Annotated in this window: 16 protein-coding genes and 1 pseudogene; 8 read left to right on the top strand and 9 right to left on the bottom strand. The window is 67.1% G+C overall.

Features of this window, described 5'->3' with window-relative positions; genetic code table 11:
* From WBV89_RS17635 to WBV89_RS17645, 3 genes are all read right to left on the bottom strand, one after another.
* On the bottom strand, window positions 1-555 hold a 555-nt coding region (locus WBV89_RS17635; protein WP_423982645.1), incomplete at its 3' end, for a TrmH family RNA methyltransferase.
* A gap of 11 nt (window positions 556-566) precedes the next feature.
* The gene (locus tag WBV89_RS17640) at window positions 567-1,115 is read right to left on the bottom strand and encodes a DinB family protein (RefSeq protein ID WP_423982646.1); all 549 of its coding nucleotides are present in this window, start codon (window positions 1,113-1,115) and stop codon (window positions 567-569) included.
* 23 nt (window positions 1,116-1,138) lie between these two features.
* A complete protein-coding gene (locus WBV89_RS17645; protein WP_423982647.1) occupies window positions 1,139-1,546 on the bottom strand; it encodes a GFA family protein in 408 nt (135 codons plus the stop codon).
* A 191-nt stretch (window positions 1,547-1,737) separates the two neighbouring features.
* Between WBV89_RS17645 and WBV89_RS17650 the strand changes: the two genes are divergently transcribed.
* The 5 genes and pseudogenes from WBV89_RS17650 to WBV89_RS17670 form a co-directional block, all read left to right on the top strand.
* Entirely contained in the window at window positions 1,738-2,205 is a 468-nt protein-coding gene (locus WBV89_RS17650) for an RrF2 family transcriptional regulator (protein ID WP_423982648.1), read from the top strand.
* A gap of 107 nt (window positions 2,206-2,312) precedes the next feature.
* Window positions 2,313-3,245, top strand: a complete 933-nt coding sequence (cysD, locus tag WBV89_RS17655; protein ID WP_423982649.1) for a sulfate adenylyltransferase subunit CysD — start codon at window positions 2,313-2,315, stop codon at window positions 3,243-3,245.
* Between the two features lie 52 nt (window positions 3,246-3,297).
* On the top strand, window positions 3,298-5,199 hold the full coding sequence (cysN, locus tag WBV89_RS17660) for a sulfate adenylyltransferase subunit CysN (RefSeq protein ID WP_423982650.1): 1,902 nt from the start codon (window positions 3,298-3,300) through the stop codon (window positions 5,197-5,199).
* 83 nt (window positions 5,200-5,282) lie between these two features.
* Window positions 5,283-5,591: a UGSC family (seleno)protein gene (locus WBV89_RS17665; RefSeq protein ID WP_423982651.1), complete on the top strand. Its 309-nt coding sequence runs from the start codon at window positions 5,283-5,285 to the stop codon at window positions 5,589-5,591.
* A 12-nt stretch (window positions 5,592-5,603) separates the two neighbouring features.
* A pseudogene (locus WBV89_RS17670) lies at window positions 5,604-7,028 on the top strand (UGSC family (seleno)protein); the annotation flags it as partial.
* A gap of 71 nt (window positions 7,029-7,099) precedes the next feature.
* Here the strand turns inward: WBV89_RS17670 and WBV89_RS17675 are convergent.
* The 6 genes from WBV89_RS17675 to WBV89_RS17700 all read right to left on the bottom strand — a co-directional run bounded on the left by WBV89_RS17675 (window position 7,100) and on the right by WBV89_RS17700 (window position 11,959).
* Window positions 7,100-7,729 (bottom strand): phosphoribosyltransferase, encoded by a 630-nt coding sequence (locus WBV89_RS17675; protein ID WP_423982652.1) that lies wholly within the window; start codon window positions 7,727-7,729, stop codon window positions 7,100-7,102.
* Between the two features lie 61 nt (window positions 7,730-7,790).
* The gene (locus WBV89_RS17680; protein ID WP_423982653.1) at window positions 7,791-8,729 is read right to left on the bottom strand and encodes a TIGR03621 family F420-dependent LLM class oxidoreductase; all 939 of its coding nucleotides are present in this window, start codon (window positions 8,727-8,729) and stop codon (window positions 7,791-7,793) included.
* A gap of 149 nt (window positions 8,730-8,878) precedes the next feature.
* Window positions 8,879-9,364, bottom strand: coding sequence for a pyridoxamine 5'-phosphate oxidase family protein (locus WBV89_RS17685; protein ID WP_423982654.1), 486 nt, complete (start codon window positions 9,362-9,364; stop codon window positions 8,879-8,881).
* Window positions 9,361-10,626 (bottom strand): amidohydrolase family protein, encoded by a 1,266-nt coding sequence (locus tag WBV89_RS17690; protein WP_423982655.1) that lies wholly within the window; start codon window positions 10,624-10,626, stop codon window positions 9,361-9,363. The genes WBV89_RS17685 and WBV89_RS17690 overlap by 4 nt, the downstream gene beginning before the upstream one ends.
* A complete protein-coding gene (locus tag WBV89_RS17695; RefSeq protein ID WP_423982656.1) occupies window positions 10,623-11,588 on the bottom strand; it encodes an amidohydrolase family protein in 966 nt (321 codons plus the stop codon). The genes WBV89_RS17690 and WBV89_RS17695 overlap by 4 nt, the downstream gene beginning before the upstream one ends.
* A gap of 2 nt (window positions 11,589-11,590) precedes the next feature.
* A complete protein-coding gene (locus WBV89_RS17700; RefSeq protein WP_423982657.1) occupies window positions 11,591-11,959 on the bottom strand; it encodes a putative quinol monooxygenase in 369 nt (122 codons plus the stop codon).
* Window positions 11,960-12,163: 204 nt separating this feature from the next.
* On the opposite strand from WBV89_RS17700, the gene WBV89_RS17705 reads away from it, so the two are divergent.
* The 3 genes from WBV89_RS17705 to WBV89_RS17715 form a co-directional block, all read left to right on the top strand.
* Window positions 12,164-12,517: an ArsR/SmtB family transcription factor gene (locus WBV89_RS17705; protein WP_423982658.1), complete on the top strand. Its 354-nt coding sequence runs from the start codon at window positions 12,164-12,166 to the stop codon at window positions 12,515-12,517.
* Window positions 12,517-14,472 carry a heavy metal translocating P-type ATPase gene (locus WBV89_RS17710; protein WP_423982659.1) on the top strand — a complete coding sequence of 652 codons (1,956 nt, stop codon included), beginning with the start codon at window positions 12,517-12,519 and terminating at the stop codon, window positions 14,470-14,472. The genes WBV89_RS17705 and WBV89_RS17710 overlap by 1 nt, the downstream gene beginning before the upstream one ends.
* The coding region (locus WBV89_RS17715; protein WP_423982660.1) for a DUF3703 domain-containing protein at window positions 14,465-14,699 on the top strand (235 nt) is incomplete at its 3' end. The genes WBV89_RS17710 and WBV89_RS17715, both read left to right, overlap by 8 nt.

The following is a 14,699-nucleotide window of genomic DNA, read 5'->3' on the forward strand; positions in this document are numbered from 1 at the left end:
CTGGTCGGGCGTCGCCCGGGCGACCCGCATGTGCAGGATCTCGCCCATGCTCACCCGCACGGTGCGACGGTGGTACGGGTCGGTGCAGGTCGGGCTGAGCAGGATGCCGTCGATGTCGAACGCGCGCGCAGCGCGGGCGATCGCTCCGACGTTCTCGTCGTCGTTCAGTGCCTCGAGCACGATCAGGCGGGTGGAGCTCGCTGCCAGCTGTTCGACCGTGACCAATGGCTGGCGTCGCGCGGACACGAGCACGCCGCGCGGCAGATCGAACCCGACGATGTCGCGCATCACGTCCCGCTCGGCGACGAGGACCGACACGCCCTTCAAGTCCGGGAGCTCCATGAACGGGCGGAACCGATTCACCCTGGACGGTGACAGGAGCACCGACCGGAACACGTGGCCGGAATCGATCAGCCGCTCGATCGAGACCCAGCCTTCGGAGATGAAGTACGCATCACCCTCCATCTCGCGACGCGCAGCTTGATCGTTCAGCCGGCGAAAGTCGGAGACGCGACGATCCTCCGCATCGCTGATGTCGATCGTCCCGATCTGCATCGACACCGATGTCAGTCCGGAGCGTCGGCGGCCGACATCGAGACGGGGTCCTCCTCGGCCCAGCCGTAGTGCATACGACCATGATCCGCGTTGGCCGCCATGATCCCGCCGACCGTGCCATCGGCCCACGGTGCGCCAGGGATCTTCGACGTGAGGTCTTCGTCGGACAACTCGGCGAGCAGCGCGAGGGTTTCGGCGCGCACCGCCTGGCCGATGCGCACCAACTCGATGAACGGTTTGCCGGTGTGCTCGGCCTTCCACTCCTCGGTCCACGAGTGGATCGACGCCATGATCTCGTCCATCGACTGCGGTGAACCGTCGCCTCGCAGCCTCGGCTCCAGTCCGTCCTCGCCTGCGAGGTGGCGTCGGAACATCGCGTTCCAGTTCCTTTCGATGAGCGTCGTGTGCACGAAATGATCGGCGAACGACCATCGGCTCTCGGGATCGTGCTCGCTGAACGTCCGCGGCGACATCAGTTCGTCGGTCGGCATCGCGCCGAGTCGCTCGAGCAACCAGGCACGGTCGCGGTTCAGCTTGATCTCGATCTCGATGCGGTCCATGGAGGGACCGTAGCGACCGACCGTCACTCGCGATCGATGGAGACGTCCATTCCCGGGAGGTCGACCCACGGCTGGCGATGCTCGCACCACACTTCGACACTCGGCTTCACCGTGGACTTGTCGTCGAGGCACCCGGCCTTCACCGCGATGACGCCGTCGGTTCCCATCAACTGCGACACGATCGGCGAGCCGCAGGTTCCACAGAATCGGCGCTCGACGTGAACGATGTCGCCGCCATCGTCACCACGGTCGCCATATGTGACGAGCGATCCGTTCACGACCAGTTGGGATTCGTGCGCGACGAGATTCACCGAGAAGGCACCGCCGCTCTGGCGCTGACAGTGATCGCAATGACAGACCGCTGTTGCAATCACGTCACCCTCGATCTCGAACGACACTTCCCCACACAAACAACGCCCGGTGACAGTCATCTTCGAAACGTACCGATTGCCGCACGCGCCCGACGACGCCGGACGGAGCCCCCCACCACCCCGTACTCGAGCGAGGTCTCGTCGCGGATCGGCCCGGTTGGCGGCATGATGCGCGACGAGAACGTCTGGACGCGGGTGCGACGACGGAGGCTCGTGATCCGGCAGCGACGCCACCGATAGTGTCCCAGGCGATGCGGATCTCGGAGCGGGTGGACAACGCGGTGCGGTCGATGGCCGAACTCGCGACCGCCGAAGGCGGCCAGCCGATGAAGGCCGACACGATCGCGGTGCGCCAGAACATCTCGCTGAAGTACCTCATCGACATCTTGCGCGATCTCAAGCGGGCCGAGCTGATCCGTTCGAAGCGCGGACCGGACGGCGGCTTCACGCTCTCGCGGCCCGCGAGCGAGATCACGCTCGCCGACGTGTTCCGGGCGATCGACGGACCGCTCGCCGACGTCCACGATCTGAGCCTGCGTGGGCTCGAATACACACCTCCAGCCGACGCGCTGCCGCAGGTGTGGATGGCAATCCGGGCCAGCCTGCGACGCGTTCTGGAGACCGTCTCGGTCGCCGACCTCGCGAGTGGAGAACTGAACGACACGGTCATCGAGCTCGCGGAGGAATACCGACGCGACACCGAAGATCGCCACTCCTGAGGCCAACACACCCGCCGATGTGAGGGCCGTCATGTCCCGCGTGACGCGTTCGAGGTTGACCGCGCCACCTATTCTCCCTATTGTCTACCGAGATGGTAGACAATACGATGAAGACGGCAGATGTGCCGCAGGTGGAGGCCGGTCGGCTGACCCACCTCCAACGCCTCGAGGCCGAGGCGATCCACATCATGCGCGAGGCCGTCGCGGAGAGCGACAACCCGGCGATGCTCTACAGCGTGGGCAAGGACTCGACGGTGCTGCTCCACCTGGCCCGCAAGGCTTTCCACCCCTCTTGCCCGCCGTTCCCGCTGGTCCACGTCGACACGATGTGGAAGTTCAGCGAGATGTACGCGTTCCGCGACCAGGTCGCCGCCGACCTCGGTATGGAACTCGTCGTGCACCAGAACCCGGAGTGCGTCGAGCGCGGGATCAACCCCTTCGACCACGGCTCCGCGCTCCACACCGACATGTGGAAGACCCAGGGGCTGCGTCAGGTGATCGACGAGCACCGCTACGACCTGTGTTTCGGCGGCGCCCGCCGCGACGAGGAGAAGTCCCGCGCGAAGGAACGGATCTTCTCCGTACGTTCACCCCAGCACCAGTGGGATCCGAAGCGCCAGCGGCCCGAGCTCTGGCAGATCTACAACGCCCGCCGCAGCCCCGGCGAGACGCTCCGGGTCTTCCCGATCTCCAACTGGACCGAACTCGACGTCTGGCAGTACCTGCACCTCGAACAGGTACCGATCGTGCCGCTCTACTTCTCGGCGCCGCGACCGGTCGTCGATCGCGACGGCACGATGATCATGGTCGACGACGACCGCTTCCAGCTCAACGAGGGCGAGGTCCCCGAGATCAAGAACGTGCGGTTCCGCACGCTCGGCTGCTACCCGCTGTCGGGAGCGATCGAGAGCGACGCCGACACCCTGACCGGAATCATCCAGGAGATGCTCCTCGCGACCACCTCCGAACGCCAGGGACGGATCATCGACACCGACTCCGCCGGATCGATGGAGAAGAAGAAGCAAGAGGGGTACTTCTGATGCAGCACTCGCTCACGACACCGACGGCCTGCTGCGAAAAGGGAGATTTCTGATGGCCCACACCTCCGACCTCATCGCGACCGACATCGATGAGTACCTGACGAAACACCAGTACAAGAGCCTCCTCCGGTTCATCACGTGCGGGTCCGTGGACGACGGGAAGAGCACCCTGATCGGACGCCTGCTCTACGAGTCACACATGGTCTTCGAGGACCACCTCGCACAGCTCGAAGCGGACTCGATCAAGTCGGGAACCCAGGGAGCGGACCTCGACTTCGCGCTGCTTCTCGACGGCCTCACCGCGGAGCGCGAGCAGGGCATCACGATCGACGTCGCGTACCGCTTCTTCTCGACCGAGCGGCGCAAGTTCATCGTCGCCGACACACCCGGCCACGAGCAGTACACCCGCAACATGGTCACCGGAGCGTCGACGGCAGACGTCGCGGTCCTGATGGTCGATGCACGCAAGGGGATCCTGACCCAGACGCGGCGACACAGCTTCCTGGTGTCGTTGCTCGGCATCAAGCACGTCGTCGTGGCGATCAACAAGATGGACCTCGTCGACTACTCGCACGAGGTGTTCGAGTCGATCGCCGAGGACTACCGGAGCTTCGTCGGGCAGCTCGACATCCCGAACGTGTCGTTCATCCCGGTGTCGGCGTTGAAGGGCGACAACATCGTCGAGACGAGCGGCAACACACCGTGGCACCACGGACCGACGCTGATGGGCTACCTCGAGACGGTCCCGGTCGACGACGACGTCGCCGAGGGCCCGTTCCGGTTCCCGGTGCAATGGGTCAACCGGCCCGATCTCGACTTCCGCGGCTTCTCCGGTCGCATCGTCGGCGGCGCGATCCGCCCCGGTGACCCGATCCGGATCCTGCCGTCGGGGACGACCAGCACCGTGGACCGCATCGTCGCGTTCGACGGCGATCTCGACGAGGCGATCGCGGGTCAGTCGGTCACCCTCACGCTCACCGACGAGGTCGACGCATCGCGCGGGGACCTCATCTGCGGTGGCGACTCCCCCGCCGAGGTCGCCGACCAGTACGAGGCGCATGTCGTGTGGATGCACGAGGACGAGATGCTCCCCGGCCGGCCGTACCTGATGAAGATCGGGACGCGGACCGTCAACGTCACGATCGCCAACCCGAAGTACCGCGTCGACGTGAACACGCTCGATCACCTCGCCGCCGGCACGCTCGCACTCAACGAGATCGGTGTGTGCAACCTCAGCCTCGACCGGCCGATCCCGTTCGATCCGTACTCCGACAACCGCGACACGGGCAGCTTCATCGTCATCGACAAGCTCACGCAGAACACCGTCGGCGCGGGACTGATCCACTTCGCGCTGCGACGTTCGCACAACATCCATTGGCAGGACGTGCGCGTCGACAAGGAGGCGCGCACCGAACAGAAGCACCACCGGCCGGGCGTCGTCTGGCTGACCGGACTGTCGGGGAGCGGCAAGTCGACGATCGCCAACATCGTCGAAGCGAAGCTCCACACGATGGGCGTGCACACGTACCTGCTCGACGGCGACAACGTCCGGCACGGCCTCAACCGCGACCTCGGGTTCACCGATGCCGACCGGGTGGAGAACATCCGCCGGATCGCGGAGGTCTCCGGTCTGATGGTCGATGCCGGGCTCGTCGTGCTCGTGTCGTTCATCTCCCCGTTCGCCGCCGAGCGTCAGCTCGCACGCGACCGGGTGGACGCCGACGAGTTCATCGAGGTCCACGTCGATGCTCCGGTCGCAGTCGCGGAAGAACGCGACCCGAAGGGTCTGTATGCGAAGGCCCGGCGCGGCGAACTGAGCAACTTCACCGGCATCGATTCGCCATACGAGGCTCCGGAATCACCCGACGTGCGCATCGACACGGCCAACGTTGCCGCCGAGGATGCGGCCAACATGGTGATCGACGCGATGCGTACGCGCGGCATCATCAGCTGACGTCGCCGACGATCGATCCACCCTCGGGGACGCTCGGTACCGCAACACGGCGCAACCGCGCCCATCGGACCATGATGAGTGGTATGGAACCGACATACGACGTCGTCTGGCCCCGTTCACCACGAGGGGTCCAACGGCGACGACGCGCAGCGCGACTCGACACGCTCGACGGCAAACGGGTGGCGTTTCTCTGGGACTACCTGTTCCGGGGCGATGAGCTGTTCCCGGTGCTCGCCGAACAGTTGACGGATCGGTTCGAGGGCGTCGAAATCGTCGGCTACGAGGAGTTCGGCAACCTCCACGGTGCCGACGAGAAGGCGCGCGTCGGTCGCCTTCCCGATGATCTGCGGACCCGCGGAGTCGATGCCGTCGTGTCCGGGATGGGCTGTTGAGGCAGTTGTACGCCCGCCGTGATGCGGGCATCCATCGCCGCTGAATCAGCCGGAGTGCCGTCCGTGTCGATCGTCTGCTCGGGATTCGCCGGGCAGGCTGGAGCGACGGCGCGCGGCCTGGGTTACGACGGGCTCCCGCTCGCCGTCACGAACGGTCACGTCGATACCCAATCGGTCGACGCGATGATCGCGGACTTCGTCGATTCCACCGTCGAACAGATCATCGACGGCCTGCTGGGCGACGACGTCGACACCGACGAGGCGAACGACGACCCGGTGGCGCTCGACACCGTCGCCAGCGGCACGATCGACGAGATCAACGATCACTTCCTGGCGATGGGATGGAGTGACGGCAACCCGATCATCCCGCCGACACGCGAGCGGATCGAGCGGTACCTCGAGGGCTCGGGCCACGATCCGTGGAAAGTGATCGGCATCGCTCCATCGTCGGGGCGTGACTTCACGATCTGGTCGATCGCCGTCAATGCGGTGATGGCCGGCTGTCGACCCGAACATCTGCCGATCCTGATCGCGATGACCGAGATCCTCGCCGACCCGGCGTACGGCTCGGAACACTCCGGGAACACGACAGGCGCCGACGCGCTGATCGTGCTCGACGGATCGAACGCTGCTGCGCTCGGCTTCAACTCGGGTCCCGGCGCGCAGCGTGAGGGCACCCACGCCAACACCTGCGTGGGGCGATGGCTGCGCCTCTATCTCCGCAACGTGCTGGGCTTCACCGCCGACGAGCACGACAAGGCGACGTTCGGGAACCCGTCCAAGCCGGTCCTCGCGGAGGACAACGAGCATCTCCGCGAGATCGGGTGGCCGTCGATCGGCGAGCAGCTGGGGTTCGACCGGAACGACGATGTCGTGACGATGGCCCGCATCAACAGTGGAGTGCTGATCGGCAGCGTGTTCGGCTCGACGCCCGACGACATCCTCCCGTACATCGCGGACGGGTTGACCCGCGTCACGGCGTGGGATCTCACCCACGTGCACGGGTTGGGCCACGACCAGTACCAACCACTGCTCGTCCTCTCACCCCTCCTCGCCCGAACGTTCGCACGCGCCGGGTGGACCCTCCCCGACCTGCAGAACGCCCTGTTCGAGCACGCCCGCATCACGGCCCGATCGTTCGAACGGTTCATCGGCGCCTGGAGCAACCTCACCGCGGGCAGACCGAAGCTGGCCGACCTGGTCGCCGACGGTTTACTCCCTCCCGTGTTCGCCCGGTCGGACGATCCGCAACGAGCGGTGCCGATCGTGACCCGTCCCGAACGCCTCCTCGTCGCGGTGTCCGGTGACCCGAACCGGGCCAACGCGCTCGCGTTCAGCAACGACGGACCTCACGGTTGGTGGACCGCGAAGCGGATCGACCACACCCCGGCCAGCGATCTCGTCTGCAGGATCGACGGCGATTGCGGCCCGACGTAACGCGGTGGCGCGACATCCGTGGTTCCCGTCGCGAATTCGTGTGGTCGGCGGGACGATGCGCGACGAGAACGTCAGGACGGACCGGCGAGGAGTTCGAGGACCTCGGCATCGGTGACCTGGTCGAAGCGGTCGTAGTGGAGCCCGACCGCCCGGAAGGAGCGCGGCGTCGAGAGGCAGACGACGTCCGCCCACGCCGCCAACCGATCCACCGCTCCCCGGGCTCCCACCGGAACCGCCAGGACGAGCCGGCGCGGCTGCAACCGCGCCAACGCCCGGAGCGACGCCTCGGCGGTCACACCGGTTGCCACCCCGTCGTCGACGAGGACGACGTCGGCCACGGTCACGTCGGAAAGCACACCGCCCGACCGATACCGGTCGACCCGTCGAGCGAGTTCGACCCACTCCCGATCCACGATCTCGCGCACTCGCGGACCGTCGAGATCGAAGGCCGATGCCTGCTCGGCCCACACCACCTCGTCGGACCCTTCCGCGATCGCGCCGATCCCGAACTCCGGATGCCCAGGCGCACCGACCTTGCGGGCGACGAACACGTCGAGTGGCGCGCCGAGGAACTTGGCCACCTCGGCACCGATCGGGACGCCGCCGCGCGGCATTGCGAGTACGAGCGGCGACACCAGTTGACGATTCGCGACGACAGCAGCGAGCCGTCGACCGGCATCGCCACGGTCTCGAAAGCGCATGCCCGAGTGATATCACGGACTCGCCGTGTCTGCGATCGCCGCTTCCGCGGCGCGGGCCGGTTCAGGTGCCGGCGAGAGCAGCGACCACCGGGGCGAATGCCTCCAACGCGTCGGACTGCACGGTCACGTACGAGCCCTGCCACTGTTCGCGTTGCGCGATCAGCTCGTCGGCGATCTGCTCGGCCGAACCCACGATCGTGTGCGGGCTGGCGAGGAGCGTCTCCGCGTCCATCCCCATCGCACCGCCGACCTTTCCGGCCACGTCCTCACGGTCGTCGGTGACGATCGTGACGAACTTGAGGATGCTGATCTCGATGTCGTCGAAACGATCACCTGCCGCGTCACGCACCCAGCCCATCTTCTCGTCCGTCGCATCTGCGGACATCGATGCGATGGCCTCTGGGCCGACCTTGCCCTCACCGACGTTCGGGTTGACCCCGACGATGTCGGCAAGGCGCGCCGCCGTCGAGAGCACCCGCTTGCCGCCGCCGCCGACGACGATCGGGGGGCCGCCCGACTGGGCGGGCTTCGGGTGACCGTTCATCTCGGTGATCGTGTAGTGCTCGCCGTCGAACGAGAACGCCTCGTCTCCCCAGAGCCCGCGCAGCACTTCGATCGCTTCGATCATCCGGTCGATGCGCACGCCGGGTCGGTCGTGGGTCACTCCGGTCCACGTGTAGTCCTCGGTCATCCAGCCGGCGCCGACACCGACTTCGAGACGGCCGTCGCTCAGCAGGTCGAGCGTCGATGTCTCCTTCGCCAGCAGGGCCGGGTGGCGGAAGTCGTTGGCGAACACGAGCGTGCCGACGCGCAGCGTCTCGGTGACGGCGGCGGCGGTCGCGAGCGCCGGGACGGGCGAGAGTTGATCACCGAAGTGGTCGGGCATCAGCAAGGTCGAGTAGCCGAGATCCTCGGCCTTCTTGGCCGTGTCGATCCACCCCTTGGACGAGCGGGCCTTCGCAGCCATGACACCGAAACGGAACGGTCGAGCGTTGGCCATGATCAGACCTGCCCGCCGTGACGAACGGTTCGTTCGGTCGTGTGCGGGCGTTCGGACTGGTGGCGCTTCATCGAGTCCGAGACTGCCACAGTCGTTCGTCGCCGAACGAGAGCAGAGTCAGGAGCGGCGAGATGCTCGTGCGGTGGGAGCTACGCCGACCAGGTGAGGACGATGCCTTCGCCGGTCAGGAGCATCGACCCGGGGAAGACACGGAGGCGTTGGGGGTCGAGGCGCAGAATGCCGAACGCCTCCGAGTCGGGCGACTCCCAACCCGGGATGATGCTGGGGTCGTAGCCGACCGGTGCCGGGCCGCTGGCAAACCGCTCCCAACCGGCGCGACGGAGGTCCGGATCGGATTCCCAGACGCTGTCACAGTCGGCGGTCGCGACGTCCTGCGACGGATCCCAGTAGGTGATCGACAGGCGCGGCTCGTGGGCGAGATCCGCCGCCTTCGGCGTCCCCGGCCCCGTGGCGATCCAGCCGGTGAGAGTGTCACCGTTCCACTCCCAGATCGGGTGAAGGATCCGGGTCCGTGGCTGCCCGGTCGGGTCGACGGTCGCGACGGTCGCCCAGACGATCCGGTGGGCGACGGCGACGAATGCCGGCGCGGTCTGTTCGAGTGTCGATGCGGTCATGTGCTGCTCCTGCCGTCTCGTGGGACCAGATCCGAGTATGCCCGTCCGGCCTTGATCACGGTCACGATCCGGTCCGCATCCTGCAGCACCGTGATGTCCCGCGTCGGGTCGCCGTCGACGATCACGAGGTCGGCAATGGTCTCCGCCTCGAGCGTGCCGAGCATCCCCGTCGGGTCAGCGGCCCGGCCACCGTCACGGGTCGCGCACAGCAGCGCCTCGACCGGCGACATCTCGAACAGGTCGACGAAGTACTCCAGGTCCTTCGCATTCGTGCCGTGTGGTGTGATCGACAACCCGTAGTCACCACCCATCACGATCGGCACGCCGACCTCGCGCAGTCGTTTGACGGAGCTGATCGTCTCGTCGATCTCCCGTCGGTATCCGCGGGCCTCCATCGCAGTGCGACTCAGACCGATCTCGTGGCCGCGTTCGAGCAGTTGGATCTCCCAGGCGATGCCCGGACCGACGACAAGCCGATCACGCGCGGCGGCAAGCATCTCGACCGCTTCGTCGTCGAGGAAGTTGGCGTGACCGACGAAGTCGACACCGTGTCGCACGGCCTGTTTCACCGCAGCGGCCGATCGAGCGTGGCAGGCGACGCGCAGGTTCCGCCGATGTGCCTCGTCGCAGGCGGCGGCGACCTCTTCGTCGGTGTAGCTCAACATCCCGGGGGCGGCATAGGCCGACAGTTCCTCGCCGTCGAGAAAGATCTTCACGACGTCGGCTCGGGCCTTGGCCACCTCGCGGACCGCGGCGCGCACCGCCCACGGACCGTCCGCAATCCGCTTGCGACCCTCGCTCTCGGGTGCCTGAGAGTCCGCGTTGCTGCCCGTCGAACCGAGGTCCTTCTCCGATGCGAGCAGCCGAGGTCCGGGAACGCGTCCGGCATCGATCGAATCGCGCAGTGGGACGTCGATGCCCTGCGCCGACCCGAAGCTGATCGCCGACGTGAAACCGAACCCCAACAACGTGCGCGCGTTGTCGACCGCGTCGAGCATCGCGATCGGGATCGGTTGCCGGTCGAGTTGGCTGGGATGCGCGTTGGAGTAGGAGAGGTGGACGTGCGATTCCGTCATCCCCGGCATCACGAACTTGCCGTCGACATCGAGACGCTCGGCATCGGCTGCCCGCTCGGTCGGGAGCTCAGCGGTGGGGCCTGACCAGACGATCCGGTCGTCGTCGATCAGCACACTTCCGTCGTCGATGACGGTCTCGTCGACCGCGGTGAGCAGTCGCGCGCGGGTGATCAGTTGCTGGGTCATGTGGCTGCCTCCATGCGCAGGAGTCGATGGGCGTTGGGAGTGAGCGACGCGTCGAAGTCGTCGGCGGCCGTCGGCGAATCCCAGCCGCCGAAGTTCGTGCCGTACACCATGCGATCGACGCCGACGGTGTCGACGACCAGATCGCGCGCCGGTCCCGGCTCGAGATGCGAGTCGAACCACAGGCGACGCAACGCACCGGCGAAATCCGATTCGACCCCGCGGAATGCGGCCATCGAGTCGAAGCGCTGCGCGAGAAATGCGATTGCTCCGCCGCCGTGCGACAGGCAGACGTCGAGGTCCGGGTGGCGCTCGAGGACGCCTCCGAGGACGAGCGACGCCGCTGCCAGGGTCTCTTCGTACGTGTACCCGACGATCAGGTCGAGCCCGAACCGTCGCAGCCGCGGGTCGGGTGCCGGTCCGCGGCCGTCGTTCGTGACCCCGTGGACGAACAGCGGGACGTCGAGTTCGACCACGCGTCGGTAGAAGTCGTCGTAGGCGCGGTCGTCGAGCGTTCGCCCGTACTCGGTTCCGATGTACCCGGCGACGAGTCCGAGTTCGCCGACGGCCCGTTCGAGTTCGTCACCGGCGGCGTCGGGATCCTGCATGGGGAGTTGCGCCGATCCGAGCAGGCGATTCGGGTGCGTCGCGACGAGGGTGGCCATCGCATCGTTGGTCGGCCGCGCGAAGTCGATCGCCTGCGACGACTCGACACCACCGAGGAAGGTCAGTGGATTCGGCGACAACATCTGCTGCTCGATCCCGACCCGGTCCATCTCGGCCAACCGCCGATCGACGTCCATGAAGACACTCCCCCGGTACGGGATCGGCTTCATCGTGTAGTCACCGACGCGGAAGAACTCGGTCCCCTCGGCGTCGTCTCCGTGGAACGGCCCGTAGGGTCCGGCGGCGCCGAAAGCGTCCTCGAGCACGACGTGGGCGTGCAGGTCGACGACGCCCGACACGGTCAGATCCCGCCGGCGGGACCGGCGTCGGCGACGGCCTCGGAACGGAATCGCCCGTCCGCGTAGACGGGCCCGCGATCATCGGCGGCATACAACCGGTTCTCCGATTTGACGAAGCCACCGCAGTGGTGGAGCACCTCGACCATCTTGGCGTAGTTCGGGTGATCGAAGTGCTTGGCGAGGTTGTCCGGATCGGTCCAGAGTTCGTAGACCTGCACGTGCGTCGGCTCGACCGGATCGGCGCCGAAGCAGTAGGCCAGGCAACCATCCTCTTCGTCGCGGGTTGCCTTCTGGACGGCCGCCGTCTGCGCCACGGCGTTGTCTCGGTCGGCTTCGGTCTCGAACGACAACGTCGCGGTGACGATGATCATGCAGGCCCCCTTCGGTCCGATCGCGACGGTACCCCTCGCCCCCGACCACCCTCGCCTCGGACGCCCCCATCCGGGTGTTTCCGTCTACTCGGGTGTTTGTCTCGCTGAAGGTCCCGCAGAAACACCCGGATGGACGCAAACACCCGGATCGATGGACATCGGGTTTGGATGATGTCATCAGCTTCGACTGATATCGTTGGGGGCATGGACGTGATCGAGGACCAGATGGATGTCGACGTGGCTGCTCGCTTGTTCCACGGGTTGAGCGATCGGACCCGCCTGTCGATTCTGACGACGCTGCTCGACGGCGAGTGCCGCGTGACCGACATCGTCACGGCGGTGGGTTCGTCGCAGTCGAACGTGTCGAACCATCTGGCGTGCCTGCGCGAATGCGGCCTGGTCGTCGATCGCCCTGGTGATCGGCGCCAGGTGTTCTACTCGATCGCACATCCCGAGGTCCGAACTCTCCTGATCGCAGCGGAGCAACTGCTGGCCGAGACGGGCCACAACGTCGAACTGTGTGCAAGCCCGTACATGGACCGGTCGGACGATCGCTGATGAGCGACGCATGCTGCGGCGGAGACGGCTCGGCCGTCGGTGACGATGCGGACGGTCTGAGCGGCCGGTGGAAGTCGTTCGCCGCTGGAGGGTCCGCGCTTGCGTGGACGCTCGGAATGGTGGCCGAGTTCGCCGACGCATCCACCGTCGCCGATGTCGCGTTCGTCATCGCGGTGATCGTCGGGGGAGCGACGTTCGTCCCGGGAGCCGTGGCCGGAGTCCTGCGCGGTCGACTCGGGGTGGCCTTGTTGATGACGATCGCCGGCGCAGGAGCGATCGCGCTCGGCCAGTTGGGTGAAGCGGCGGCGTTGGCATTTCTGTTCTCGGTCTCCGAAGCACTCGAGGAATGGGCGATCACGAAGTCGCGGCGCGGATTGCGCGCGGTGCTGCAGCTCGTCCCCGACACCACGACGATTCGGCGCGGCGACGACCAGATCGAGGTGGCGTCCGCCGACGTCGTGATCGGCGAGGTCTTGGTGGCGCGCGCTGGCGAACGCATCGCCACCGACGGCGTGGTCCGATCGGGCCGGTCGACGCTCGACGTGTCGACGGTGACCGGGGAGTCGATTCCGGTCGACGTCGAGGAGGGGGACGTCGTACTGGCGGGGAGCGTCAACGGTGGCGGACTGCTCGACGTCCTGGTCACCGCTCCGGCCTCCGACAGCACGTTGGCGAGGATCGTTCAGGCGGTCGAGGATGCGCAGGACCGCACGGGCCGCTCGCAGCGTCTGGCCGACCGGATCGCTCGTCCGCTCGTTCCCGGAATCCTGATCGTGGCTGCGGCAATCGCGCTTGTGGGTGCCCTGCTCGGCGATCCCGAACTCTGGTTCCAGCGCGCGCTGGTGGTGCTGGTGGCTGCTTCGCCGTGCGCGTTCGCGATCGCGGTCCCGGTCACGGTGTTCGCCGCCATCGGCGCGGCAACCCGCGCCGGCGTGGTCATCAAGGGCGGTGCAGCGCTCGAGGCGCTCGCAACCGTCGACACGGTGGCACTCGACAAGACCGGGACACTCACTCGCAACGAGCCGACCGTGATCGACACCATCGCCGTTCCCGGTCACACCGAGACGGAGGTGCGTGCGCTGGCGGCCGCGTTGGAAGCGAACAGCGACCATCCCTTGGCCACAGCGATCGTCGCCGCAGCCGAGGGTCCGATCACCGCCGCCGACGACGTGCACACGCTCGCCGGGCACGGCATCACCGGCATCGTCGACGGGGCGATTGTCCGTGTCGGCAAGCCCGGCTTCGTCGACGCGGCAGGGCTCGCCGTCGACGTCCGACTCCTCGAGGACGGCGGGGCCACCGTCGTCCTGGTGGAGAACGACGGTGCCACGATCGGGGCGATCGCCATCCGCGACGAACTCCGGCCCGAAGCGCGAGGCGTCGTCGATGCGCTGCGCGAGCGGTATCGGATGAAGGTCGTCGTGCTCAGTGGCGACAACGTGGCGACGACCACCGCGATCGGTCGCGCGGCAGGGATCGACGACATCCGCGGCGGCCTCCTTCCGGCCGACAAGACCGCGGCGATCGAGGAACTGCGAGCACACGGTCCCGTCGCGATGGTCGGCGATGGCATCAACGACGCCCCGGCGTTGGCGACCGCCGACGTCGGGATCGCGATGGGAATCGGCGGCACGGATGTCGCGATCGAAGCTGCCGACATCGCGATCATGGGCGACCGCCTGACCCACCTCCCCGACCTGGTCGGACACGCCCGGCGAACCCGCACGATCATGGTTCAGAACCTCGCGCTGTCGGGGCTGATCATCGCCGTCCTCATCCCGGTCGCTGCCGGCGGTCTGCTCGGACTCGGAGCCGTCGTCGCCATCCACGAGATCGCCGAGATCGTGGTCATCATGAACGCCCTCCGAGCCCGCAAAGGCATCGCCGATCACGAAGGCGAGGCCCACGAACTCCCGGATGCAACTGGCACGCCGCGCCGAGTCGTCCATGCCTGACCACTCCCGTTCGAGGACACCGACCGCCGTCCGGGACCTCATCGCCGCCGAGCTTCAGGCGGCCCGAACCACCGGCGATCCGTGGCGCCATCTCGAACGAGCCCACATCGTGTCCCAGCCGTGGGCCTGGCCGCACACCCGCGTCCACGCCGCGATGCTCGCGGTGGCGATCCGACAACGCGACCCGCGCGAGGCGTTCGGACAACTGGTGCGCCTCGCAGTCGCGG

Source organism: Ilumatobacter sp. (assembly GCF_049588435.1).
In the GTDB taxonomy this organism is placed as follows: domain Bacteria; phylum Actinomycetota; class Acidimicrobiia; order Acidimicrobiales; family Ilumatobacteraceae; genus Ilumatobacter_A.